Annotated in this window: 30 protein-coding genes, 1 tRNA gene and 1 pseudogene; 4 read left to right on the top strand and 28 right to left on the bottom strand. The window is 32.9% G+C overall.

Going from position 1 to position 22,926, the window contains the following annotated elements; all coding sequences use genetic code 11:
* Positions 1-34: 34 nt before the first annotated feature.
* The 13 genes from CAR_RS04535 to CAR_RS04475 all read right to left on the bottom strand — a co-directional run bounded on the left by CAR_RS04535 (position 35) and on the right by CAR_RS04475 (position 6,090).
* On the bottom strand, positions 35-457 hold the full coding sequence (locus CAR_RS04535) for a hypothetical protein (protein WP_013710533.1): 423 nt from the start codon (positions 455-457) through the stop codon (positions 35-37).
* Between the two features lie 569 nt (positions 458-1,026).
* Positions 1,027-1,386 carry a hypothetical protein gene (locus tag CAR_RS04530; RefSeq protein WP_013710532.1) on the bottom strand — a complete coding sequence of 120 codons (360 nt, stop codon included), beginning with the start codon at positions 1,384-1,386 and terminating at the stop codon, positions 1,027-1,029.
* A gap of 19 nt (positions 1,387-1,405) precedes the next feature.
* Positions 1,406-1,870 (bottom strand): hypothetical protein, encoded by a 465-nt coding sequence (locus CAR_RS04525; RefSeq protein ID WP_041556186.1) that lies wholly within the window; start codon positions 1,868-1,870, stop codon positions 1,406-1,408.
* Positions 1,867-2,268, bottom strand: coding sequence for a hypothetical protein (locus CAR_RS04520; RefSeq protein ID WP_013710530.1), 402 nt, complete (start codon positions 2,266-2,268; stop codon positions 1,867-1,869). Before CAR_RS04520 ends, CAR_RS04525 begins: the two co-directional genes overlap by 4 nt.
* Positions 2,269-2,274: 6 nt before the next feature.
* The gene (locus tag CAR_RS04515; protein ID WP_013710529.1) at positions 2,275-2,805 is read right to left on the bottom strand and encodes a hypothetical protein; all 531 of its coding nucleotides are present in this window, start codon (positions 2,803-2,805) and stop codon (positions 2,275-2,277) included.
* A 26-nt stretch (positions 2,806-2,831) separates the two neighbouring features.
* The gene (locus CAR_RS04510) at positions 2,832-3,056 is read right to left on the bottom strand and encodes a hypothetical protein (RefSeq protein ID WP_013710528.1); all 225 of its coding nucleotides are present in this window, start codon (positions 3,054-3,056) and stop codon (positions 2,832-2,834) included.
* Positions 3,057-3,070: 14 nt separating this feature from the next.
* The gene (locus CAR_RS04505) at positions 3,071-3,913 is read right to left on the bottom strand and encodes an ATP-binding protein (protein ID WP_013710527.1); all 843 of its coding nucleotides are present in this window, start codon (positions 3,911-3,913) and stop codon (positions 3,071-3,073) included.
* A gap of 12 nt (positions 3,914-3,925) precedes the next feature.
* Entirely contained in the window at positions 3,926-4,684 is a 759-nt protein-coding gene (locus CAR_RS12830) for a conserved phage C-terminal domain-containing protein (protein WP_052303133.1), read from the bottom strand.
* Entirely contained in the window at positions 4,685-4,990 is a 306-nt protein-coding gene (locus CAR_RS04490; protein ID WP_041556185.1) for a hypothetical protein, read from the bottom strand.
* Between the two features lie 63 nt (positions 4,991-5,053).
* Positions 5,054-5,212 carry a hypothetical protein gene (locus CAR_RS13140; RefSeq protein WP_158305241.1) on the bottom strand — a complete coding sequence of 53 codons (159 nt, stop codon included), beginning with the start codon at positions 5,210-5,212 and terminating at the stop codon, positions 5,054-5,056.
* The gene (locus CAR_RS04485) at positions 5,212-5,430 is read right to left on the bottom strand and encodes a hypothetical protein (RefSeq protein ID WP_013710524.1); all 219 of its coding nucleotides are present in this window, start codon (positions 5,428-5,430) and stop codon (positions 5,212-5,214) included. Before CAR_RS04485 ends, CAR_RS13140 begins: the two co-directional genes overlap by 1 nt.
* Positions 5,431-5,602: 172 nt before the next feature.
* Entirely contained in the window at positions 5,603-5,872 is a 270-nt protein-coding gene (locus CAR_RS04480; RefSeq protein WP_013710523.1) for a helix-turn-helix transcriptional regulator, read from the bottom strand.
* On the bottom strand, positions 5,872-6,090 hold the full coding sequence (locus CAR_RS04475; RefSeq protein WP_013710522.1) for a helix-turn-helix domain-containing protein: 219 nt from the start codon (positions 6,088-6,090) through the stop codon (positions 5,872-5,874). Before CAR_RS04475 ends, CAR_RS04480 begins: the two co-directional genes overlap by 1 nt.
* Positions 6,091-6,246: 156 nt before the next feature.
* Between CAR_RS04475 and CAR_RS12825 the strand changes: the two genes are divergently transcribed.
* Both CAR_RS12825 and CAR_RS04465 read left to right on the top strand, forming a co-directional pair.
* Entirely contained in the window at positions 6,247-7,017 is a 771-nt protein-coding gene (locus tag CAR_RS12825) for a helix-turn-helix domain-containing protein (protein ID WP_013710521.1), read from the top strand.
* 47 nt (positions 7,018-7,064) lie between these two features.
* Positions 7,065-8,213, top strand: a complete 1,149-nt coding sequence (locus CAR_RS04465) for a site-specific integrase (protein WP_013710520.1) — start codon at positions 7,065-7,067, stop codon at positions 8,211-8,213.
* A 103-nt stretch (positions 8,214-8,316) separates the two neighbouring features.
* On the opposite strand, the gene CAR_RS04460 is transcribed toward CAR_RS04465, so the two are convergent.
* The 4 genes from CAR_RS04460 to CAR_RS04445 form a co-directional block, all read right to left on the bottom strand.
* Positions 8,317-8,387 (bottom strand) — tRNA-Ala (locus tag CAR_RS04460).
* Between the two features lie 73 nt (positions 8,388-8,460).
* Positions 8,461-9,240, bottom strand: coding sequence for a Cof-type HAD-IIB family hydrolase (locus CAR_RS04455; protein WP_013710519.1), 780 nt, complete (start codon positions 9,238-9,240; stop codon positions 8,461-8,463).
* A gap of 132 nt (positions 9,241-9,372) precedes the next feature.
* Complete coding sequence (locus CAR_RS04450) at positions 9,373-11,148, bottom strand: ABC transporter ATP-binding protein (RefSeq protein WP_041556182.1); 1,776 nt, start codon at positions 11,146-11,148, stop codon at positions 9,373-9,375.
* Complete coding sequence (locus CAR_RS04445; RefSeq protein WP_041556181.1) at positions 11,145-12,875, bottom strand: ABC transporter ATP-binding protein; 1,731 nt, start codon at positions 12,873-12,875, stop codon at positions 11,145-11,147. The genes CAR_RS04450 and CAR_RS04445 overlap by 4 nt, the downstream gene beginning before the upstream one ends.
* A gap of 431 nt (positions 12,876-13,306) precedes the next feature.
* Here CAR_RS04445 and CAR_RS04440 point away from each other — a divergent pair, with 431 nt between their 5' ends.
* Positions 13,307-13,522 carry a DNA-directed RNA polymerase subunit epsilon gene (locus CAR_RS04440; RefSeq protein ID WP_013710516.1) on the top strand — a complete coding sequence of 72 codons (216 nt, stop codon included), beginning with the start codon at positions 13,307-13,309 and terminating at the stop codon, positions 13,520-13,522.
* Positions 13,522-15,168, top strand: a pseudogene (rnjA, locus tag CAR_RS04435) (ribonuclease J1); the annotation flags it as partial. The gene CAR_RS04440 and the pseudogene rnjA, both read left to right, overlap by 1 nt.
* Positions 15,169-15,246: 78 nt before the next feature.
* On the opposite strand, the gene CAR_RS04430 reads toward rnjA, so the two are convergent.
* From CAR_RS04430 to CAR_RS04380, 11 genes are all read right to left on the bottom strand, one after another.
* The gene (locus CAR_RS04430) at positions 15,247-15,540 is read right to left on the bottom strand and encodes a HesB/YadR/YfhF family protein (protein ID WP_041556179.1); all 294 of its coding nucleotides are present in this window, start codon (positions 15,538-15,540) and stop codon (positions 15,247-15,249) included.
* A gap of 119 nt (positions 15,541-15,659) precedes the next feature.
* On the bottom strand, positions 15,660-16,319 hold the full coding sequence (locus tag CAR_RS04425) for a potassium channel family protein (RefSeq protein WP_013710514.1): 660 nt from the start codon (positions 16,317-16,319) through the stop codon (positions 15,660-15,662).
* A gap of 72 nt (positions 16,320-16,391) precedes the next feature.
* Complete coding sequence (locus CAR_RS04420; RefSeq protein ID WP_013710513.1) at positions 16,392-17,024, bottom strand: response regulator transcription factor; 633 nt, start codon at positions 17,022-17,024, stop codon at positions 16,392-16,394.
* Positions 17,021-18,103, bottom strand: a complete 1,083-nt coding sequence (locus tag CAR_RS04415) for a sensor histidine kinase (RefSeq protein WP_041556177.1) — start codon at positions 18,101-18,103, stop codon at positions 17,021-17,023. The genes CAR_RS04420 and CAR_RS04415 overlap by 4 nt, the downstream gene beginning before the upstream one ends.
* Complete coding sequence (liaF, locus tag CAR_RS04410) at positions 18,100-18,834, bottom strand: cell wall-active antibiotics response protein LiaF (protein WP_041556821.1); 735 nt, start codon at positions 18,832-18,834, stop codon at positions 18,100-18,102. Before liaF ends, CAR_RS04415 begins: the two co-directional genes overlap by 4 nt.
* A 162-nt stretch (positions 18,835-18,996) precedes the next feature.
* Complete coding sequence (gene greA, locus CAR_RS04405; RefSeq protein WP_013710510.1) at positions 18,997-19,470, bottom strand: transcription elongation factor GreA; 474 nt, start codon at positions 19,468-19,470, stop codon at positions 18,997-18,999.
* Positions 19,471-19,654: 184 nt separating this feature from the next.
* A complete protein-coding gene (udk, locus tag CAR_RS04400; protein WP_041556175.1) occupies positions 19,655-20,296 on the bottom strand; it encodes a uridine kinase in 642 nt (213 codons plus the stop codon).
* An 85-nt stretch (positions 20,297-20,381) separates the two neighbouring features.
* The gene (gene mltG, locus CAR_RS04395) at positions 20,382-21,533 is read right to left on the bottom strand and encodes an endolytic transglycosylase MltG (RefSeq protein ID WP_013710508.1); all 1,152 of its coding nucleotides are present in this window, start codon (positions 21,531-21,533) and stop codon (positions 20,382-20,384) included.
* 175 nt (positions 21,534-21,708) lie between these two features.
* Complete coding sequence (locus CAR_RS04390) at positions 21,709-22,011, bottom strand: DUF1292 domain-containing protein (RefSeq protein ID WP_041556173.1); 303 nt, start codon at positions 22,009-22,011, stop codon at positions 21,709-21,711.
* A gap of 66 nt (positions 22,012-22,077) precedes the next feature.
* Positions 22,078-22,500, bottom strand: coding sequence for a Holliday junction resolvase RuvX (ruvX, locus tag CAR_RS04385; RefSeq protein ID WP_013710506.1), 423 nt, complete (start codon positions 22,498-22,500; stop codon positions 22,078-22,080).
* Positions 22,500-22,766 (bottom strand): IreB family regulatory phosphoprotein, encoded by a 267-nt coding sequence (locus tag CAR_RS04380; RefSeq protein ID WP_013710505.1) that lies wholly within the window; start codon positions 22,764-22,766, stop codon positions 22,500-22,502. Before CAR_RS04380 ends, ruvX begins: the two co-directional genes overlap by 1 nt.
* Positions 22,767-22,926 lie beyond the last annotated feature (160 nt).

Genomic DNA, 22,926 nt, shown 5'->3' with positions numbered 1-22,926 from the left:
TTCTTCAGTTTTCGCCAAATAGTTTCACCTCCTATTATAAATATTTTTTTCTATACTTATCTAACAAATCGGACTTATATCCGCCTTTATATGCCCAGTCTAAAGACTCACTTACTAAGCTATTCCCTAGTTCAACTATTTTAGTGACTTCATTTAAACTATGGATTATGTGATCTGATAACTTGTTTTGCTTAATCATTGTCATAGCTTGTATTCTAGTATTGATAACAGCTGCAACAAGCTCAACATATTGTTTAAAGTCTGGATTCTCTCTCAACAGATCATTTACTAGGAGTGAATTTCTTAACCTCTGATATTTCCTAACGCCTTTATCAAAAGAATGAATCAATTCATGTTCATTTAATTGTCGTTTCATAGGTCGAACGTAATGCTTTTTCCAGATCCTGTCTATACTCCTATAGGAACCCTCAATTATTTTATCTGTTTCAGTTTTCATTTTAATCACCTCACTTATTAAAATAACGGGTTGATTAATCATATAAACCAATATTTCAAACCCGATATATTTATTTTATTTTTGATAAAAAACAGCCTGTTTTTAGCGTTTATTATAATTGATACAGTAAACACTCATAAACGTTGATCGGTGGCTATTCATATAGCATTAAATTAATATTTGCTTTTATTAGAAATTTTATAAATTGTTTTAAAACACTGCTATATTAGCTTTTTGAAATTATTTCCACTTTTTATTTTTACACCCCCCTTTCTTTTTTTATTTTTTTGTCCAGCGACGGCCGTGCCTCCCCCTAACCTATCCCCCGAAATAAAAATAAAAAAAATTTGGTAGGGGGGGCCTATCCAAAACTTTAACGATCCAACTCTTTTTTATCTTTATTCAAAACATCTTTTTAATTCTGTTTTAGAAAGATAATATATATTTGTGTATTAATCATCACTGAACTTATCTCGCCACCTTTCATCTGGTTAATAAAACTAGTTTGGCATTCCCCCCTTATAAATGGTGATTTAAAATTCAAATTTGTAAAGTTTTCAATCAACCACTCATTTGAATTCTGAATAAAATTCTAGTGTATTAAGGTTTGCAGTATTAATCTTGTCGATATGACTTTTTGAAATTCCTAAGTCATGAGATATGACTTTTGTTGTTTGATTTTTTATGTGTTTCCTAACAAAAACTTCATGATCTATATCTGTAAACATGGTAGATATTTCTTTGAGTGCCAGAAGCTGGTCTTCTTTTTTTATTAATGTTTTATTAGTTTCATTAAGCATCAGGTTTAATTCATCAACAATGGCTTGTTTAGCACAGTCTGTAGAGATGTTAATACCTTGCTTTATATGATAATCAAGTACGTCTATTTCATTTGTAATGCGCTGATAATCTTTAACCCACTCATGCAATGAATATCACACTCCATTTTTAATATTTTTTTATTTGTTTAGATCTTTTATATTCTCTGTTGTATTCCCTTTGTTTTTCTAGTGCACCCTGTTCTTCTTCTTGTTCTTTAGTGATTAAATACTCACTATAAAGAGGTGTTTTTTTATAAGGAAATTTATTTAACAAAATATCATTGTTCAATCTTTTCATAATGGAAGGATGTTTTTTAGCGACTACTCCATGATTAATGCTCAAAAGTGAAGCTATATTTTCTAATATCATTCCATCAAAATAATAATGTTTTAACAATTGGCTATCCGTATCTGCGAGTTCATCAACCCAGTCAAAAATTAAGTTTAAATGTTGTTTTTTTAATTGGAGTAGATCTTCATCTGTTTTTTTTTCATTATTTAAAAGTTTTAATTCTTCAGTTAAATAATTTTTTTTGAGAGTTAAGTAAGATGCTTCAATATTTGTTATCTGGTAATCAATAAATTCAATCAACAATCTCCACTCCTAAAATTAGATTTAAATCTATTCTTTCTTCTTCTTTTGGCTTCAATTCTTACTGCTTCATTTAGTTCTTCTTTAAGCTTTTTTTCATTTTCTAAAAAATATGGAATTAACTTAATTCCGATTGCATTCTCTTTTTCTTTGTACTTGTATAGTGAAACAGCTCTTAATGAAGCAGCCTCTTGAGCAGTTATCTTTTTTAACTCAGTAAACCTGTACCTCTCAGACAAAAATTTTATCTCGTCTTCATTTAAGTTTTTCAAGCTAGCATAAAGAATCTTCATTTGAATCTTTTCAATATCTGATAAATAAGCAATGTTAACGTCAAAATACTTCCATTTTCGTAAGTAAAAATTTAACAACTGCATCCCTCGATTGCTGTCATTCATTCGTATTCACACCTTTAACATTTCAGCTATTGCCTTAAAATCATCTAAAAAATTTCTTTGGTCGGATATGATAAACTTATTTTCTTCATCCGGAGGATAACCATATTTATAGCTGATAGCTTCATTTATTTCTAAAATTTCTGCATATAAGTTTATGTCCGTTTGTGTCGTGTTTCCTTGTACTCCTTGTAAAGAGTACCTGGTTAATAAATATTCTCTCTCTTGTGATTTAAGCTCTTTTAGATAGTCGTTTAAGTAACGCTGCTTATCCTTTAGCATTTCAATTACTTTTAAAGTAGCTCGCTCAATATCAATGTATTCAATAACGTTGTATTCAATATTAAAACCTCTAACTTTTAAATCTGAATTGTTTTTAGCATCAATATCCTTTTGTGAAGGGTATTCAGTATGTAAAAACATATTTTGAGAGTAAAAACTTTCTCTTCTGTAATCTAAGCGTTCATAAATTTGTTTAATTTTTTCATCTAACACGAAATACTTATGCATCTCTTGTTTTTCAAATATTCCTAATTCCATACTTCACACCCCTTCACTAAAAGAATTTACTTTAGTGCTCTTCTAATTATTTTTTTTACTTTTTTTGCTCTGCCATTGAACAAAATTAGATCTCTATACCTGTATTTATTAAAATAATCTTGTAGCAGTTCTGAAGAAAAGTGCTTACTGTCTTCATCAATGTCATATTCATCAAAGTAATCTATTACATCTTTTATAAATTTTTCTCGCTTTTTAGTTAGTCCTACATCCATCTGCTCTTCTTTTCCCATTGATCTTTCTCCTTTTAAATTCCTGCAATACGCTTATCGCTAGTGTTTTTAAACCTAAACATTAAACCGGTAGAATTATTCATCATTCTGGAAAGGATTCTTTCTCCATAGGCTTCTTTAATTTGAACTGACGTTAAGTTTGTATTGAATATAGTAGCCTTGTTTTCCCTCGCCTCAGTGATTGCTGTCAATGTATCTAGGTTATAAACGCTGCCTCTTGCCTCATCTTTAATGGTCCCTAACTCTGCACCTATATCATCCAGGACAATCAAGTCAGCTAGTTTTATTTCTTTCATAACGGTTCCTGTAATTTTCTTTCTTACCTCGGCATCATTCATAGCAAATTTAAGTTGTTCTAAAAGTTCACGATAATTAATGAAAAGACATTTTTTATCATAATTTGATTGAACTAACGCTTCTTGTAAAATCCCGACTGATAAACTCGACTTTCCTGTTCCAGTTGATCCGCTGAATATTACGTGTACTTCTTCACCGTTTTTAAATTTATCTAAAGCACTCATAGCAACTTGTTTAGCGTTAATGGTTTCTAAATCGATTTCTTTATACTGGTCTAATCTGAATTCGAGTAACTTTTTATTTGTAATGATTGATCCGTAATTTAAATAATTCATCGCTTTAGTTTTCATGCTTTCCTCAAATAACTTTTTAGTTGTGATGGCTTCTTTCTTTTGTAAAGACCTATAACCACAAGCCAAGCAAACTGTAGCACAACGCGGAGGATCTCCTTCTTTCTCCCTCCAAGCTCTCATATCACCGCGACATTCAGGACAAGGAGTTTCGACAATATAAGTTAATTTTGTCAATGTGAGTTGCATTGCCTTAGAAGTACTTTCCATTTAACTTCCCTCCTAAAAGAAATTATCATACTCACTAGTAGCCCGTTCATTGGTATCCTTATAGACTTGTTTTTGATTTAAATAACTTTCAAATTTAGTTCCGAACAGAGTTTCTGGACGTAAATACCTCACCATGTCTTTATTTTTTAGCCACTCATCACTTTTTATATCAATAACTTTTTTAAAATCATCAATTGAGTAGCTTTCATTTATTCTTGCTTTGATAAGTGTTTTAGTTTTTGAAGCTGATGGCCGGAAGTTAGTTCCTGCCTTTAGATTGAGATAATCAACAATTTCCTTATAAGGCACATTGTCGGGTGATTCTTGCCCGACTATATCTTTATTCTTTACATTTTTAACATTCTCAACATTCTTTACATTCTTGTCTGTGTTACTCTGTTGTTCTTCTGTTGTTCCTTTGTTGTTACTCTGTTGTTCCTTTGTTGTTATATCTCCTTGGTAAATCGCCCACCCGACAACAGATACAACAGTAAATTTGTTGTTACTCTTTAAAGAAATTGAATCTATTTTTTCTAAGAATTTGATATGCTTCCAAACGGTGCTTTCTTTCATGTTTAACTGCTGAGCTGCTTTCTTTCTCCCAAAAATAAATTGTCCTTTTTTTATATCTACAGTCTGTAACCCAACCACTGCTTCTCTATCTTGGTGACTGGATTTAAGCAGACAATACATAAAAACTTTTAGCAGCTTTTCATTTTCGAATATAGGACTATCTAATAATTTTCTATGAAGCTTTATCCAGCCTTCCATTTAATCACCTTCTTGATTTGCTAGGCCACTTCTAATTTTTGTAATATCATCTAAAACTTTTGAATTCTTCTCCTCTGTATCTTTAATTAGAGTAGTAAGCATAAAAAAAAGTGTCGCAGTTCTTTCTAATGTTCTATCGACTTCATAATGTGTTAAATGACCTGTAGCATCTCTTTTGTTGATACTTGAAATTCCCTCCCAGCTGTCATTCAAAACTGATGAGATTGCTTTTATTTGATTATTATTTTCACTAATTTCTTGCAATTGGTCTTCCAATCCATTCAATTCATTCAATTTATTTTTCAATTCCTAAACCCCACTTGTGTATTTTTTTGTTAATGAGTTATACTCAATGTAAGATTCTATGAGTTATACTCTGTTGCCCACTGTTGGATGGCCGTCCTTCAGTGGCTTTTTTTCGTCTTCTAATACCTTTATTAATTCTTTATATGCTGTACGGACACTGAAATGAGTTACGAACCCTAGGAACCAACCAACTATTAAAGACATTATTATTGCTGCATTCATCACTTTTCCCCTCCAATTAATTTATTTATATTCTCTAATTCGAGTTCTAATCCATGAATTTCTTGTGTAATTTCAACTAACTTTTCTGCTTTAGAAATACTGCTAGCTGTTACTCCATCAATTGAATCATGTGTATATGCAAAAAAGTGAAAACTTAATTGCTCCACCAACTCATCTATTCTTGTAAACCTGTCATTTTTCGCTTTATTAAAATTCATTATTTTTTCCTCCTATATATTAATTTTAGTTGTTAATTAGTCGTATTGAAATCCCCTAAAATACTGACTTTACAGCCTTTATGGCTACAAAATAGGTGTTTTTTCTTAAATTTCCGTATTTTTAACCTGTAAATTCGATTTGCTCTAAATTAGCCTCTGACCTGGCATTTTTTTATTGTTGATATTTTAAAACGAAAGCATCTATCTCTCTCTTATCAAATAGGATCACTCCGCCAATAATTGATAATTTCAATCCTCCTTGACGTACCCAGGTGTCTAAGGTTGGACCACTAATATGGATGTATTCTAAAACATCTTTTTTCCTTAACCAACGTTTATTTGTTTTGTCTAAAACCAATTGAGCTGCAGTCTCCATCACTATTTTTATGAAATCTTCTTTTAATTCTTGTTGTGCTTGGTCATTGAATATTGAGTTTGCCATTATTTCTCACCACCTTTAATTTCTGGTTGATATTCGATTAACTCACTCATTGGAATTTCCAAAAAATCACACAACTTCTTAACTGTCTCAAATTGAATCCCCTTAGTTCTTCTGTAATACAGAGCAGTTAATTGATTTCTACTTATTCCGGTAGCAACATGAATTTCACTAATTGTCAAAAGTCGTTCTCCAACTAACCTTGAAAAGTTATTTTCCATTTATATTCTCCTCCTTTAGTTGTAAACAAATAATTACAACTTTATCTCTTTTCTGTAATCATCATATTACAAACTGACATTATGTGCAAGCATTCAATACAAAAACTTTTATTTTTGCTAACTATAGTGTACAATTTAGAAAAAGGAGGTCACTAAGTGATTAGATGTAATTTGAAATCAATATTAGATAATAGAGAGATTAGTATAAATAAATTATCAAACGATACGGGTATATCAAGACAATCAATAACATCGCTAGTAAATAATGATAGTAAAGGAATTCAATTCAATACTTTAGATACTTTGATTGAATTCCTAGATATTGATTTAACGGATATTATTGAATACACAACTAGCTACCAGCAATTGTTTATAGAAATTGACATAGAGAAACAAAATGATACTTATGAATATGAGGTAGATATTTTGCCTTCAGGATTACTTAAAAATTATTATGGTAATTTTGTTTTGGTAGATGTATCAGAGGATAAAAAGTACTATTGTCCATTTCATTTAGCCGTTAGCTATGTGGGAGAAACTTTAAATTCATATGTTGCTTGTCATTTAAACTATTCTGATGATAATAATTTGTTTTTTAGAGAGAAAGGTATTGAATTTAATCCAGATAAAATTACTAAAACCTTATCTTCTTCAAAAAGCTTAATTGAAGTTGCTTACGAAATAATCAACAGTTTAATTGCTAATTCATTTAATGTTTATAAACGTTCATATAGTAATAAAAAGTTCGACTCAATACAAACTAACAAACAAGGTATATTTAATCTTGAATTTTCTTTACTAGGACGAAAAAGTAACCCTGTTTATGAATTCGAAACAAAATTTGATAAGAGCTATATTTATGTAGTTCCTGATATGTTTGAAGGTAATGATAATTTAGAAGTAATAATTAATGAGTTAGACATTTAATTGATTATCCTTTAAGCCCCTGACCTGGCAACAAAGGAGAAACTACAATGACAACAATCAATAAATATAAAACAAAAGACGGTAAGACAGCTTATAAATTTAATGCATATCTTGGAACGGATTCTATGACCGGTAAAAAGAAACGGACAACTAGACAAGGCTTTAAAACAAAAAAAGAAGCCACTCTAGCTCTTTCTAGATTAAAACTAGATATAGAGATGAATGGCTTTAAAAAGTCCAGCACAAGCAAATTTAAGGACGTCTATGAGCTGTGGATTGTTCAATACAAGAATACAGTTAAGGAAAGTACATTAAATAAAACATTAGAATTATTCAACAACCATATCTTGCCTATATTCGGTGACTTGTACATGGACAAAATAACTGTGGTCTTTTGTCAGGCAGCTTTGAATGACTGGTACAAACGTCTGCAAAAGTACAAAGCTATCAGCAACTATGCATCACGTATATTTGATTACGCTATTACTATCAGTGCAGTTGAAATCAATCCTTTTAAAAAGGTTAGTATGCCTATTAGAAAAGTGGATGTTGAAGAAGAAAAAGTTTTAAATTTTTACAATAAAGAAGAATTAACTCTTTTCTTCGATCACTTGAAACGTGAGAACAAACCTTTACAACTAGCTCTGTTCAGAACTTTAGCGTTCACTGGTGCACGTAAAGGAGAAATATTGGCTCTACAATGGCGTGATATTAATTTTACGGATAATACCATTAAAATTAATAAAACTGTTACATTTGGCCTAGATAACGTTCTAATCATACAAACACCTAAAACAAAAACGTCTGTCCGTTCTATCTCAATGGATCCTCAGACAATGAAAATTCTTAAATCTTGGAAGAAAACGCAAAAAGAAACCTATTTTAAATTAGGTTTCAATACACTTAATCCTACTCAATTAGTTTTTCCCAGCACTAAAAATACAGTTATGCAGCCACCTAAAGTTGGAAAATATCTTGACCGCCTGGTAAACCTTTACGAATTGAAGCGGATCACGCCACATGGTTTCCGCCACACTCATTGTTCCCTTCTTTTTGAAGCTGGTGCAAGTGTAAAAGAAGTCCAGGATCGTTTAGGTCATTCAAATATCCAAACTACTATGAATATCTATGCTCATGTAACAGAAAAGGCTAAAGAAAATACGGCTGATAAATTTGCAAAATATGTCAATTTTTAACAAAGGGTATTAATTTGGGTATTAATAAAAATAAAAAAGCCGTTAAAACGTCTTAAAGATACAGTTGTATCAACGTTTTAACGACTTATTAAAAATTATGTAATGGAGTCTACGGGAATTGAACCCGTATTAACTGGCTGCCAGCCAGTCGTAATCCCATTATACCAAGACCCCAGAGTAGAATGCTTCAGCAATTAATCCACTGATCCATCCCCTCAATATAAATAAACTGGAATTTATCTATTAATTATATCAAACCTAGTTCTTTCAATGCAATATAAATTCCATCTTCATTACAACTTTTTGTTACTTTATCGGCTCTCAACTTTACACTTTCTAAAGCATTTCCCATAGCTACTCCAGTTCCAACTTTTTCAATCATTTCTAAATCATTTAAGCCGTCACCAAATGCAATGATGTTTTCTACACTATATCCATTTTCTAAAGCTACTCTCAAAACTGTATTCGCTTTTGATCCATTATGCGGCAATACATCTACTCCAGAATCATGCCATCTGACAAAGCGGAATTTTGAAAACTGACCACTTTCATAAAATTGTTTTTCGTCTTCACGGTAAAACAGCAAACATTGTACTAAAGAGTTGTGTAAGTAAAAATCTCGGTCGTATTTAGGAACGCCATAACCTACAGATTTCATAGCTGTTGTAATTTTAACATCAGCTTCCTCATTTCTTCTTCTCAGCTTAGCTGGTGTTTCATAAATGATCTGATGGTTATTTGAATCCGCCACTTTAATAAGTTTCTCTAGTTGAGCCTGATCCAACGGATTTTCGTAAACTTGTTCCTTATGTAAGTATCCTGCTGCTCCATTACAAACAACGTAATGGCTAATTTCTAATTCATCTATGATATTTTGAGCCATAAATAAATTTCTTCCAGTAGCAATAGCTACTTCATGGCCTTTATTTTTTAGTTCTTTAATCGCTAATTTTGTGCTCTCTGGAATTATTTTTTGATCATTGACTAATGTTCCATCGATATCAAAAAAAATCATTTTCTTTTGCATGATTAATTTCTTCCCTTCTATTGCTTCTTATAAAACAATTGTACTCTTTTTTCTTCTAGACTACTAGGCTGAAAAAACAAAAATCATGAAAGTCCATTCATACTGGACTTCCATGATTTTTTCACTTGCTTTTTATTCTTCTTCACTAAATTGGCTGTTGTATAGATTTGCATAAAAAGCTCCTTTTTCAAGCAGTTCTTCATGCGTTCCTTGCTCAATGATTTCACCCTGATCCATAACTAAAATTAAATCAGAGTCTCGAATCGTGGACAAGCGATGGGCAATGACAAAGCTTGTTCTGCCTTCCATAACCTTTTTCATCGCTTTTTGGATCAAACTTTCTAAACGCGTGTCTACTGAACTAGTCGCTTCATCTAGAATCAGTATTTTCGGATTAGAAATTACTGCACGTGCAATGGTCAAAAGTTGTTTTTGTCCTAACGAAACATTGGAAGTTTCTTTGTTCAGTTTCATATTGTATCCATCAGGCAATGTTCGAATAAAATGATCTACATTCGCTGTTTTAGCTGCTTCCACCACTTCTTCATCGGTTGCATCTAACTTACCAAAGCGGATATTTTCGGCAATCGTCCCACTATAAACCCAAGCATCTTGTAAAACCATTCCAAACAACGAACGAACATCTTGTCTGGACATTGATTTTGTATCGATGCCATCAATTTTAATGGCGCCTTTATCAACATCGTAGAAGCGCATCAATAAATTAATCAAAGTTGTTTTCCCTGCCCCTGTAGGACCAACAACGGCTACCGTTTGCCCTTTTTTCACCGACACATTCAAATCAGTGATCAATGGTTTTTCTTTGTCGTAACCAAAAGCAACATGTTCAAAATCTACATTACCCTCTATAGTAGCTGGTAATACATAATCTTTTTCATTAATAATTTCTTCTGGTTCATCTAAAATTTCAAACACACGATTAACCGCTGCTGCCGCACTTTGTATAACACCAGACAATTGTGTAATTTGAGAGATAGGCTGGTTAACCTGCCAGATATACTGAGTAAAAGCTTGTAAGTTCCCTAAAGACAAGCTCCCCATAATAACCAAATATCCGCCGCCGACCGCGATCCCAAAATAAGCTAGATTGGATACAAATCCTACTAAAGGACTCATTATCCCAGAGATAACCGCAGCTTTGAAACCGTAGTTATTTAATGTTGCATTGATTTCTTTAAATTCTTCTAATTTGTCTTTTTCTTTTCCATAAAGTTTGATTTCGGTAAATCCACTAAAACTTTCTTGCACATGTCCATTCATCGCTCCTAATGACTCTTGTTGCCCTTTAAAATAAGGTTGCGATTTTTTAATGATGGCTTTTGAAATAATAAAAGAAAGTGGAATAGTCACCATGATCACTATCGCTAACGGAACAGAGATGTACAACATCATCGTTATAGCGAACGCAATCCCCATGAACGAATTAACCATTTGAATTAGACTTTGTTGCATAGCATTACTTATTGAATCAACGTCGTTTGTGACACGGCTCAATATATTCCCTTGTTGATTTCGATCAAAGTAAGAGACTGGAAGTCGATTGATCTTTAGTTCAATTTCATTTCTTAAATCACGCATAGTGTTCTGAACAACATTTGTCATAATATACGAAGATAAATATAAGGTAATTTGATAAATAGCTGCCATCCCTAAGATAATGATTACAATGTTACGAATATATGGGAAATTAACTCCTGCATTTGGCACATTGTTTAACATATCGGAAACATTTTTACCTAACTCTGTCATAGCTAATCCAATGATGTAAGGCTGTAGAGCATTTACGATCATGCAGACAACAGTTAGTGCGATAGCAGATAGGAAACCAATTTTATACGGTTTGATATACTGCCAAATTCGGCGTAATGAACCTTTCATATGACTCATTCTAACTCCTCCTTCGACAATTGTGATGAGGCAATATCATAATAGACATCAGATTTTTTTAATAGTTCTGCATGTGTTCCTTGAGCAACTACCACACCTTTATTTAATACAATAATGTTATCTGCATGCATAATGGTACCCACTCGTTGTGCAACAATTAAGACTGCTGCATTTTTAGTTTCCATTTTTAAACGTGCTCTTAATTTCGCATCTGTTTGATAGTCCAATGCAGAAAAGCTATCGTCAAACACATAAATATCTGGCTTCTTAATGATCGCTCGCGCTATTGATAGTCGTTGTTTTTGACCACCAGACATATTGCTTCCACCTTCAGATAAAAATTCATCAAACTGATTCGGTTTTTTCAAAATAAAATCTTTGGATTGAGAAATATCTGAAGCTTCTTCAATTTCTTTATTGTCAGCATTCCATTTCCCATAACGCATATTGTCAGTGATTGTTCCGGTAAATAATAAAGCTTTTTGAGGAATGTAGCCGATTTTTTGGCGTAGTGCACTTAATTTATAGTCTCTAACATCTACTCCATCTACTAAAATACGACCTTTCGTAACATCATAAAAACGAGGAATCAACTGAATTAAACTTGATTTCCCACTACCTGTACTTCCAATAAATGCAGCTGTTTCACCAGGTCTCACTGTGAAGCTCACATTTTCGATAACCGGCTCTTCCGTATTTCCTGGATAAGCGAACGTCACATCTTCAAAAGTTAAGTAACCATGTGTTTCAGTTTCCGTTACGCCATTTTCATTTTCTGTGATAGAAGGTACAGTATTCAATATTTCTTCGATCCTTCTAGCAGAAACGGCTGCTCTTGGGTACATAGTAAAAATATTAGCAAACATCATAAATGAAAAGAGAGCATGAAAAATATATTCTATAAATGCAACTAAACTCCCTACTTGAAGATCCCCTGTATTTATTTCTATAGCTCCTAACCAAATAACAACTACAAAAATACAGTTAAAGATAATCGAAAAAGTTGGCATTGCTAAAGCCATCAGCTTAAATAATTTTTTAGAAACAATCATATAATTATCGTTAACTTGATAAAATCTGCTTTCTTGAAATTTTTCTTTTACAAAGGCACGAATAACTCTTAAGCCTGTTAAATTTTCGCGTAAGTTTAGATTGATTTCGTCTAAATTAATTTGTTGTCTATTTGATAATGGTGCGGAATGCTTTCCAATGAAATAAACGATTCCAATTAAAAAAGGTACTGCAATCAACACGACATAGGACAATGATGGACTAGTTCGAATGATCATGATAAAACTAGAAATGAACATTAATGGTGTCATCATTCCTATTCGTAAAACCATCTGCATAAATACCATAATTTGAAATGCATCATTTGTTGTACGTGTAACTAACGATGAGACGCCAAATTCATTGTATTCTTTGTGGGAAAAAGACTGCACTTTTTCAAAGATATCATTACGGATATCACGAACAATTCTAGTAGTGATTTTGCTAACGGTATACGCTAGACCGATTAACCCAATCAATCCAATAATAGAAATGACAAACATCCATTTCCCATAATAGGTTACAACGTCAAAATCATTAAACATCAACCCTTTATTGATTAACTGTGCCAATAAAGTGGGCAATCCTAGTTCGATCAAGATAAAACCAAAAACGCACAAAAAATTTAACAATACTAACTTTTTATACTTCATTGTATATCTCCACATTAAATTCATTTTCTCATCTCCTTAAAAAATTAGTATACAGCTGATAATATTTATTTATATCCTATGTATCCAAAAAACATCTATTACAATATAGCATATTTTCTTCTGAGTACGTATAGCCAATTTCTATTATTTTTCACACCAACTAACTTTCTATACTTAATTAACGAATTATGGTAAAATAAATTTAGCTGTTGTGTACTTACCACAACCACTAGTTCGGGAAAAAACTAAACTGAATAAAAGAAGAATCAGAATTTTTTTCTAGCAGCTTTACATTCATGTTAAGGAATTAAACTGACGTGGTTTTCGTTTAATCACCTTTGATTAGACTTCATAGGTTGATTTTTTCGTAATGCAAAACACTTCACCAATTTTTTTATAAAAAAAGACTAACGTTCTACCTATCTAGAGAGGACGTATACAGAGGAGAGAAATAAATGATTTTTAAAGTCAATTATCAAGAAACAAAATTAAGAAACCCAAAAAGAGAAGACACTCAAACACTTTATTTAGAAGCAGGAAGTGTTGTGGAAGCACGTGAATTGGTTGAACAAAATACCCCCTATAATATTGAACTCGTTCAACTAATTGATGGAAAGTATCTTGAATACGAACAAAATAGCCCAGATTTCAAGTTAGTGGAGTTTAACTAATGAAACCTTCTATAAAAAATAATGAAGCTGCTGTCTTTGCCATTGGGGGTTTAGGGGAAATTGGTAAAAATACGTATGGTGTTCAATTTCAAGATGAAATCATCATTATTGACGCTGGTATTAAATTTCCTGAAGACGACTTATTAGGAATCGATTATGTTATTCCTGATTACAGTTACATCGTTCAAAATATCCATAAAGTTAAAGCTTTAGTTATCACACATGGACATGAGGATCATATTGGAGGTATTCCTTTCTTATTAAGACAAGCCAATATTCCAATTTATGCCGGACCATTAGCTTCTGCTTTAATTCGTAACAAGTTAACTGAACACGGCTTATTGCGTGATACAGTATTGCATGAAATTGGTGAAGATGACGTTATAAAATTCCGTAAAACAAGTGTTAGTTTTTTTAGAACGACACACAGTATTCCCGAAGCTTTTGGTATTGTCGTTAAGACACCACCCGGCAACATCGTTCTAACTGGAGATTACAAATTTGATTTTACTCCAGTGGGCAAACCAGCAAACTTGCACAGAATGGCTAAAATAGGCGATGAAGGTGTACTAGCTCTTTTATCTGATAGTACAAATGCTGAAATTCCTACTTTCACTAAATCTGAACAAGTCGTTGGAGAATCGATCACAAGTATCATGCAAAAAGTAGAAGGCCGTATCATTTTTGCGACTTTTGCTTCTAACATTTCTCGTTTGCAACAAGTTGCAAATGCAGCAATCAAAACAGGTCGCAAAATAGCTGTTTTTGGTCGTAGTATGGAATCATCTGTTGCAACTGGTCGTCAATTAGGCTATATTACTGCTCCAGAAGAAACATTTATTGAACCAAGAGATATTAATCGTCTTCCTGCAAAAGAAAGTATTATTTTATGTACTGGATCACAAGGTGAGCCAATGGCAGCCTTGAGTCGTATCGCTAATGGTACCCATCGTCAAATTTCTATTCAACCTGGCGATACAGTAATTTTTTCTAGCTCTCCTATCCCAGGAAATACTTCAAGTGTAAATCGTGTCATTAATTTACTCTCTGAAGCTGGTGCAGACGTTATTCATGGAAGAGTAAATAATGTTCATACTTCTGGACATGGTGGTCAACAAGAACAAAAATTGATGCTTCGTTTAATGAAACCTAAATACTTTATTCCTGTTCATGGTGAGTACAGAATGCAAAAAATTCATGCGGGACTTGCTGAATTAGTAGGAATCCCTAAAGAAAATTCTTTCATCTTAGACAATGGAGATGTTATAGCTTTAACGGCTGATTCAGCCAGAGAAGCTGGACACTTTGAAGCTGGGGATGTTTATGTAGATGGTAAAGGAATCGGAGATATCGGAAACGTTGTTTTACGTGACCGGAAATTGCTATCTGAAGAAGGTTTAGTTGTCGTCGTTGTAACGATTGATTACAAGTCTAAAGAAGTGTTAGCAGGTCCTGACATCTTATCTCGCGGATTTATTTATATGCGTGAATCTGGAGAATTAATTAATGATGCACAACAAGTTATGACTAAAAGTTTAAATAAAAGTTTAGCAAACGATAAAGTTACCGAACAATCTTTAAAAAATACAATTATCGAGAGTTTAAAACCATTTTTATTTGAACGTACTGAAAGACACCCTATGATTTACCGGTTATTATGCCTGTTTAATCAATATAAAAAGGCTCGCCCAACATTCTATAGAGTGTTGGGCGAGCCTTTTTTATTAGTGTTCAATAAAGTGGTAGATTGGTTCTTCCCGTTCTTTATCATAATTAACTTGTAAATCGTATCCACTAAAAAACCATTCATCATTTTTATCAATAAAGTAAGTGACCCCATTAACCATGGTCTCCGCTAAGACGTCAACTGGCTGAGTTACTTCCATTCCGACCGAGAATCCTTCATGGACTTCAGTACTTCCATATACTTTTCCCAGAAAACGAACTCCATTTCCCTTTTCAAGACCTACCTCATTTTCAAACCATTCTTTAGCACTATCTGTTATTTCAATTTTCATAGTAAGTTTCACAGTAAGATTTCTCTGTGATTCCTCCTCTCATAAGAACTTATTATCCTTATTAATAGTACCATAATTAAAGATGCACCAACATCTTTTGGTTTTTATTGAACGTATCTCTATGGCATTTGATTTTCTAACCAATCAATTTCTTTAATACCGCCAACAATCATGAGTGTATCATTCACCTGAATAAACGCATCAGCTGCAGGAGAAATAATCATCTCTTGCCCTCTTCGAATTCCAATAACATTTAATCCATAACGTTGTCTAAAATTTAATTCTAGAAGTGTCTTATTAAAAAATTTTGGGTTGGTTACTTTTAATTCAACTAATGAATACTTATCCGATAATTCTAAATAATCTACTACATTTCGTGAAACTAAATGATGACCGATTCGAATGCCCATATCTCTTTCAGGATGGATAACATGATCGGCTCCTATTTTTTCTAGTACTTTTCCATGGTATTCATTTTGAGCTTTAGCTGTAATATATGGATTGCCCATTTCTTTAATCATTAAGGTAATTAATATACTTGCTTGAATATCCTCACCAATAGCTATAATGACATGATCAAAGTTTCTAATACCTAGTGATCTCAAAACACTCTCATCTTGAGCATTTGCGACAACTGCATGAGTTGCTATATTCATATATTCATTTACTTTATCTTCACTAGAATCAATCGCCAATACATCATGCCCACTTTCTACAAGTGTTCGACAAATACTGCTCCCAAAACGACCTAAACCAATAACTGCAAAGTTTTTTTTCATTTGTTCACCAACTTTCTTATCCTTAACTCTATCATAATTCCTATCAACTTGATTGTACTTGTTTACCTTACTTTACTCAATAAGGTGATGTTTAAAAGCATAAATAGCTGCTTGCGTCCGATCTTCTACTTCTAACTTAGCTAATATATTAGAAACGTGCGTTTTAACGGTTTTAAGTGTTATGAAAAGTGCGTCAGCAATTTCTTGGTTAGAATTGCCTTGAGCAATCAACATTAGAATTTCTTGTTCACGATTCGTTAGATCCTCATGTAATTGGTGAACATGTTTTTTAGTTAGACGTTCCATCATTTTTCCGGTTACTTCCGGTTCCAGAATCGTTTCACCCTTGTATGTAGAGCGAATCGCATTCGCAATTGTACTCGCTGTCGACGTCTTTAAAATATAGCTGGAAGCTCCTGCTTCCAATGCAGGATAAACTTTTTCGTCATCAATAAAACTGGTTACAATGACAATTTTTGCTTCAGGCCATTCTTTCATTATAGCTTTTGTTGACTCGATGCCATCCATTATATCCATCACTAAATCCATCAAGATAACATCTGGACGAAGCTCCATTGCCTTTTCAAATCCAACTTTCCCATTTTCAGCTTCTCCTATAACCTCTATATCACTTTGAATAGATAAATAAGAAGAAACACCTAATCGAACCATTTCATGATCGTCCACTAATAATACTTTAATCATATCATCCCTGCCCCTTTTTCGATTTTATTCATAAGCGGTATTTTTATTTCAACACTTGTGCCCTTATTTCTAAAGCTGATAATTTTACATGTTCCACCCATTCCGATTACTCGTTCATTAATATTCTGCAACCCATAATTTCCAGCCTTATTTTCAGTGGTATTGAATCCAATTCCATCGTCAATGACTCTCAATAAGACAGATTGATCAATTACATGTAGGTAAACTTCTAACTCTTTTGCTTTTGAATGGCGCAGTGTATTTGAAAGAAGCTCTTGAACAATACGAAAAAGATGATCTTCTATTCCATTTGTTAGTGAAACATCCTCAATATCCCATTTTAATTCAATTTGAATTTTGGTACGGAGCTCATTTAACAGTTGCTCGATCCCTTTTTTCAATGACTTTCCTTCTAAATTAACGGGCCTTAAATGAAGCAATAAGGCTCGCATTTCAGCTTGAGCTTCATTTACAATGGATTCTATTAATTTCACTTGTTTTTGTAAGGCTCCGCTTGACTCATCCATTTGCTCATTTAAAGCAGACAACATCATCATCGCTGCAAACAGTTGTTGGCTGACTGAATCGTGTAATTCTCGTGCCAAACGACTACGTTCAGACACCAAAATTTCTTCTTTCGTCTGTCCATTAATAGAATTGGCTGAATTGCTATTGATTTGTACTTCATTAGCTAAAGTCACTAGTTTTTCACGAATATCTACGAGCGCTCTTTTCAATTCATCAGAAAAAAAATAATCCTCTTCATTTTTAGCAAGTAGTTGATCAAATGTCTCTTTTGAATAGTCTCCCTTCACAAGAGTGTGAAGAGTCTCTTCTATTTGCTCCCACTGGCGTTTGTTCAGATAATAAACACCCAGTGTAACACCTAGACCAATCGCTGCTGATACAGCCAGTAAATACCCAATAAAAGGGATGTAAAAAAAACGTGTTGTAAAAATATCCAAATACCAACTTTCAGGAGAATAAGCAAAGCTGTAACTGGCTATAATAACAAAAAACAACATAAATATAATGATACTACTAGAGAAAAAAAGGGATCGAATGACTTTTTGCTTCATATTGCGATCACCTCTAAATCTCCAACTAAAACGTTTGTTACAATCTTTAATGTCCTAGCTTGGTCTTCATAATATTTACTGTACATTTTAATAGATTCATTCTCCAAAACATACTGTTGTTCCTCAAATGCAATTTTCCCTTTAATGGCACTGTGTTCAATCATTATACCAATACCATTTGGAACCAAAACACGTGTTTTCCCAAACCCTTTTCGAATAACAATGTAACTTTCATTTTTAGGGAGAATAGTGTTTCCTAGATCAATAATAGTGTCTCCCATAAAAATAGAAAAATTAATATCATCCCATTCATATATTGAGTTGCCTATTCTTTCGTTTCCTAACCAATTTCGTTTAAAGCGCTTGGCATTCTTTGGCAAACTATCAGTTGTTTCAACAACTACAATTTCTTTTTCATTCCATGGAGCTTGCTGAAAATTAAAAGAATCCATTTTCGAAAATACTTTTCCGTAATTTAGATAAAGGAAGATAACCGCTACAATTAACATATACCAAAAACCGGCTAACGACATTAACGCAAAAGCTGTTAAAAAGATTCCAACAACTAAAGGCATTCTTCTTTTTCTTTTTTGTTGATTACGGCTTAAAAAAATCAACCAGCAGCCAACTGCAAAGAGCCCTAAGATAAATAGATTATGAATCAGCTGGTATAAAGATACTATCAATAAGAGTGATTCAATTAGTAAGAACCATTTCCAATTATTTTTCATACCCATTAAGTCTCCTTTGCTATGTTTCTTTTATCCAGTATACCGTTTTTAGCTCATTATGTAATGTTCTTTAGCATGAACTCTGACTAAGACTAAAGACGTATATTCCAAAAAAAATAAAAGCTGCTCAATGAGTAGCTTTTATTAAAAAAGATAATTGATTTAACTAATTTCTACAATTCTAACGAACATATCTCCACCTGGTGTCCCAAAAGTAACTTCACTACCTACTTTTTTGCCCATTAAAGCTTTGGCAATAGGTGAGTCATTTGAAATCAATCCATTAAAAGGATCAGCTTCTGCGCTACCAACAATCGTATATTCTTCTTCATCACCATCAGGCAATTCGATAAATGTTACTTTTCTACCTAATGAAACTTCATCAGTTGCGGTATTTGAGTTATCAATAATCTCAGAAAAACGCAACATATTTTCAATAGTTGTTACTCTTCCCTCAACAAAAGCTTGTTCATCTTTCGCTGATTCATACTCAGAGTTTTCAGATAAATCTCCAAAACTACGAGCGATCTTGATTCTTTCTACAATATCTTTACGTTTAACCGTTTTAAGATATTCTAATTCTTCTTCTAACTTTTGTTTGCCATCTAATGTCATTGGATATACTTTTTCAATCATTTTAATGCGATCTCCTTTATATAGAATCATATCTGATTCTTGCTTTCACTATTTAGTTGAAAGCGTAATTATATTTTCAATATTGACAAGATACCATGTTGAATTCCATTTGTAAACCTAAAAACCCTAATTTGTTTAAACTTTTAATTCAACTATCATCTTTTAAATGAATCTACTATTGTCTTTATACCTTCAATTCTTCAACTAATATGCTTCTAATTTTTGTCGTCATTAAATCTATCGCTACTTGGTTGGTTCCGCCTTCTGGAATAATAATATCTGCGTATTTTTTAGAAGGTTCCACAAATTGATGATGCATCGGTTTCACGACAGTTAAGTATTGTTCAATCACTGAATTAAGTGTACGGCCTCGTTCTTCTATATCTCGTTTGATCCGGCGAATAATACGTATATCGTCATCGGTATCTACGTATACTTTTATATCCATTAATTTTCTTAATCGTGGGTCTTCCAAAATTAAGATTCCTTCAAGGATGATAACTTCTTTAGGTTCTTGGATGATAATATCTTTACTTCTAGTATGCGCAGCATAGTCATAGACTGGCTTTTCAATTGATTTGTAGTGAATTAAATCTTCTAAGTGCTGAATAAGCAAATCTGTATCAAATGCAAACGGGTGGTCATAATTTGTTTTTAAACGTTCTTCAAAGGATAAGTCATCTTGATTTTTATAATAAAAATCTTGTTCCAACATTAAAATAGAATGACCTGTAAATTGATTGTAGATTGCACGACTTACACTAGTTTTTCCGCTACCAGATCCTCCAGTAACTCCAATCACTATTGGTCTCTTTTTGTTCGTCATACTTATTCCTCTTCCCTTATGAAAAGCATTGAATCAACTGATCCAATGCTTTTTTTAATTCTTTTTTATAGTTCATTCAAGCCAATTAATCAACATATTCAGCTTTAAATTCTAGATGCTGTTCATATGTTTCAGCATAGTAAATTTTCCCTGTTTCCATATCTGCTAAAAAGTACATATACTCTGATTCAGTCGGCTGTAACGTTGCTTTTATAGCATCTGCACTTGGACTGTTAACCGGTCCAGGACCAAATCCAGGGTGCACATATAAATTATAAGGGGAGTCTACTGAAACATCTTTATTTGATATATATTCCTTATGCTCATCTAATGCATACAAAACCGCAATATCGGTTTGTAAAGGCATTTCGATTGCTAAGCGGTTATAAAAAACTCCAGCAATCATTTTCCGATCTTCTAACGTAAACCCTTCACGTTCAACTAGGGAAGCAATCGTTAAAATATCTTGTACTGTTCTATTGGATTCTGTAATTTCAGGATAAAAACCTGTCATTTCTTCATCCATTCTGCTAATCATATTTTCAATCAGTTCTTCTAATGACATTTCTTCCGGAAAATCATAGGTAGCAGGGAAAAGATAGCCTTCTAATCGATACCGTGTATCCTCTGCTTCTAGAGCTGAAGATAATAATTCAGGATACTTGGTCTGCATACCCGTTAAAAATACCTCATTTTGAATAGCCGTTAAAAAATTTTCTTTAGTATAATCTGTATTTTCAGCAATAGTATCTCCAATTTGATCAATCGAAGTACCTTCTTTAACTAATATTTTAACTCCTTGATAACTTTCGGCTGTTCCACCTTCTTGAAGTTGATCGATAATCGAATCAAGAGCCATTGACGGAGAAAAAGCATAGTTTCCAGCTTGAAAATCTGTTTCATTATTCATACGGACATAGTAGCTAAACACCATTGCACTTTTTATAATGCCGTTATCTTGTAAAATTTGTGCGATATCTTTTGAACTCGAACCTGTAGGAATTTCTACAACTACCTCAGTTTTATTTTCTTTATCTAATGGTTCTAACGATGTCGTTACATACTGATAACCTATTAATCCAAAAAGAATCAACAGAATTATAAATGCTGTTAAAATGCTAAGTACTATTTTCTTAACCAATGATTTTTCTTTTTGTCTTTCACTTACATTACCAGTTAAATCAGTTTTTACTTCTTTAGTATTCTTTGTTTGGTTGTTCTTATTTCGTTTTGACAAAAAGTGACCCTCCTAAACTATAATAAGGTTTCATTGATTTTTCACTTTGGCTATGACACTAACTTGTATCATTATACATGATATCTTACTTCATGAGAACAAAAAAAAGCTAACAAATCAAATTTGTCAGCTTTTCCACACATTTTACTCATAGTGCATTATTAAATTTAACGAATTATTCTTCTTCGTCTGCTAAGAATGTGTTTAATACTTCTTCGATCATGTCCCATTCTTCTTCAGTTTCAATTGGTTTTAATTCGCCTTGTTCTCCAGTTTCTGTTTCAATGAATGAGTAAACTTCAAGTTCAACTTCTTCTCCTTCACTTGCTCCAGCAGGATATACAAAAACGTAAGATTTGCCATAATCATCTGAGTCAAATGTAAATAAAATTTCGTATAATTGTTCGTTACCTTGTTCATCCACTAAGGTAATATGTTCATGATCGTGGTCATGTTCGTGATCGTGGTCATGTGACATTGGTCAACACTCCTTTAATTATGAGATAAGTTTCTTTTCTATTTTAGCGCACTATTCATCGAATTGCTAGTTTTGATTTTGATTCAAATAATTCTGAAGAATCATGACTGCTGCTACTTTATCAATAACTTTTTTTCTTTTTGCTCTAGAAGTATTTCCTTCTTCAATCAACATTCTTTCAGCCTGAACAGTCGTTAAACGTTCATCCTGTAAAATTACTGGTAAATTAAATGTTTCTTTAATTAATTCAGCATATCGAAGAGAAGCTTCTGCTCGAGGACCGATAGAATTATTCATATTCTTTGGCAGACCGATCACTACCTTTGTGACTTCATGAATCTTAATCAATTCGCCAATGCGCTCTATGCCGTATTCTTCTTGTGTCTCATTAATTTTAACGATCTCGATTCCTTGTGCGGTCCAACCGAATGGATCACTAACGGCTACACCAACAGTTTTGGAACCGACATCTAATCCCATTGTTCTCATTAAGCTTTAGGTCCACTCTCTTTCAAATAGGTTTTAACAATCTCTTCAACAATTTCATCACGTTCATGGCGTCTAATTAGATTTCGAGCATCATTGTGACGTGGAATATAAGCTGGATCTCCTGAAAGCAAGTAGCCAACTATTTGGTTGATCGGATTGTATCCCTTTTCTTCTAATGCATCATGTACTAATTTTAAAGTTTCTTTGACACTTTTTTCGCTGTTGTCACCAACGTTAAAACGTACTGTTTCATCTGTTGAACTCATGGTCTACACCTCAATTTCTGTAACATCTACTCTTATTTTACAAGAAAGCACTTCAAACTACAATGGTTATCAGAAAATGAGCATCATAAAATCTGTTTTTTTATTTTATAACCAAAAAGGAGTTGAAACTAAAGTTTCAACTCCTCTTCATAGTCAATTA

The organism is Carnobacterium sp. 17-4 (assembly GCF_000195575.1).
Lineage (GTDB): Bacteria > Bacillota > Bacilli > Lactobacillales > Carnobacteriaceae > Carnobacterium_B.
Note: the sequence above shows the minus strand (reverse complement) of the source record. Positions and strands in the feature narration are given on the sequence as shown.

Bases quoted from the DNA above. Each gene is read 5' to 3' on its own strand.
- CAR_RS04440 (WP_013710516.1), top strand. From the start codon at position 13,307: ATGATTTTTAAAGTCAATTATCAAGAAACAAAATTAAGAAACCCAAAA.
- CAR_RS04465 (WP_013710520.1), top strand. From the start codon at position 7,065: ATGACAACAATCAATAAATATAAAACAAAAGACGGTAAGACAGCTTAT.
- CAR_RS04480 (WP_013710523.1), bottom strand. From the start codon at position 5,872: ATGGCAAACTCAATATTCAATGACCAAGCACAACAAGAATTAAAAGAA.
- CAR_RS04425 (WP_013710514.1), bottom strand. From the start codon at position 16,319: ATGAAAAAAAACTTTGCAGTTATTGGTTTAGGTCGTTTTGGGAGCAGT.
- CAR_RS12830 (WP_052303133.1), bottom strand. From the start codon at position 4,684: ATGGAAGGCTGGATAAAGCTTCATAGAAAATTATTAGATAGTCCTATA.
- CAR_RS04450 (WP_041556182.1), bottom strand. From the start codon at position 11,148: ATGAGTCATATGAAAGGTTCATTACGCCGAATTTGGCAGTATATCAAA.
- greA (WP_013710510.1), bottom strand. From the start codon at position 19,470: ATGATTGAAAAAGTATATCCAATGACATTAGATGGCAAACAAAAGTTA.
- CAR_RS04420 (WP_013710513.1), bottom strand. From the start codon at position 17,024: ATGATTAAAGTATTATTAGTGGACGATCATGAAATGGTTCGATTAGGT.
- CAR_RS04475 (WP_013710522.1), bottom strand. From the start codon at position 6,090: ATGGAAAATAACTTTTCAAGGTTAGTTGGAGAACGACTTTTGACAATT.
- udk (WP_041556175.1), bottom strand. From the start codon at position 20,296: ATGACGAACAAAAAGAGACCAATAGTGATTGGAGTTACTGGAGGATCT.
- liaF (WP_041556821.1), bottom strand. From the start codon at position 18,834: ATGAAAAATAATTGGAAATGGTTCTTACTAATTGAATCACTCTTATTG.
- CAR_RS04510 (WP_013710528.1), bottom strand. From the start codon at position 3,056: ATGGGAAAAGAAGAGCAGATGGATGTAGGACTAACTAAAAAGCGAGAA.
- CAR_RS13140 (WP_158305241.1), bottom strand. From the start codon at position 5,212: ATGAATGCAGCAATAATAATGTCTTTAATAGTTGGTTGGTTCCTAGGG.
- CAR_RS04520 (WP_013710530.1), bottom strand. From the start codon at position 2,268: ATGAATGACAGCAATCGAGGGATGCAGTTGTTAAATTTTTACTTACGA.
- CAR_RS04505 (WP_013710527.1), bottom strand. From the start codon at position 3,913: ATGGAAAGTACTTCTAAGGCAATGCAACTCACATTGACAAAATTAACT.
- CAR_RS04485 (WP_013710524.1), bottom strand. From the start codon at position 5,430: ATGAATTTTAATAAAGCGAAAAATGACAGGTTTACAAGAATAGATGAG.
- CAR_RS04415 (WP_041556177.1), bottom strand. From the start codon at position 18,103: ATGAAGCAAAAAGTCATTCGATCCCTTTTTTTCTCTAGTAGTATCATT.
- CAR_RS04380 (WP_013710505.1), bottom strand. From the start codon at position 22,766: ATGAGTTCAACAGATGAAACAGTACGTTTTAACGTTGGTGACAACAGC.
- ruvX (WP_013710506.1), bottom strand. From the start codon at position 22,500: ATGAGAACAATGGGATTAGATGTCGGTTCCAAAACTGTTGGTGTAGCC.
- CAR_RS04390 (WP_041556173.1), bottom strand. From the start codon at position 22,011: ATGTCACATGACCACGATCACGAACATGACCACGATCATGAACATATT.
- CAR_RS04430 (WP_041556179.1), bottom strand. From the start codon at position 15,540: ATGAAAATTGAAATAACAGATAGTGCTAAAGAATGGTTTGAAAATGAG.
- CAR_RS04515 (WP_013710529.1), bottom strand. From the start codon at position 2,805: ATGGAATTAGGAATATTTGAAAAACAAGAGATGCATAAGTATTTCGTG.
- CAR_RS04535 (WP_013710533.1), bottom strand. From the start codon at position 457: ATGAAAACTGAAACAGATAAAATAATTGAGGGTTCCTATAGGAGTATA.
- CAR_RS04445 (WP_041556181.1), bottom strand. From the start codon at position 12,875: ATGAATTTAATGTGGAGATATACAATGAAGTATAAAAAGTTAGTATTG.
- CAR_RS04455 (WP_013710519.1), bottom strand. From the start codon at position 9,240: ATGCAAAAGAAAATGATTTTTTTTGATATCGATGGAACATTAGTCAAT.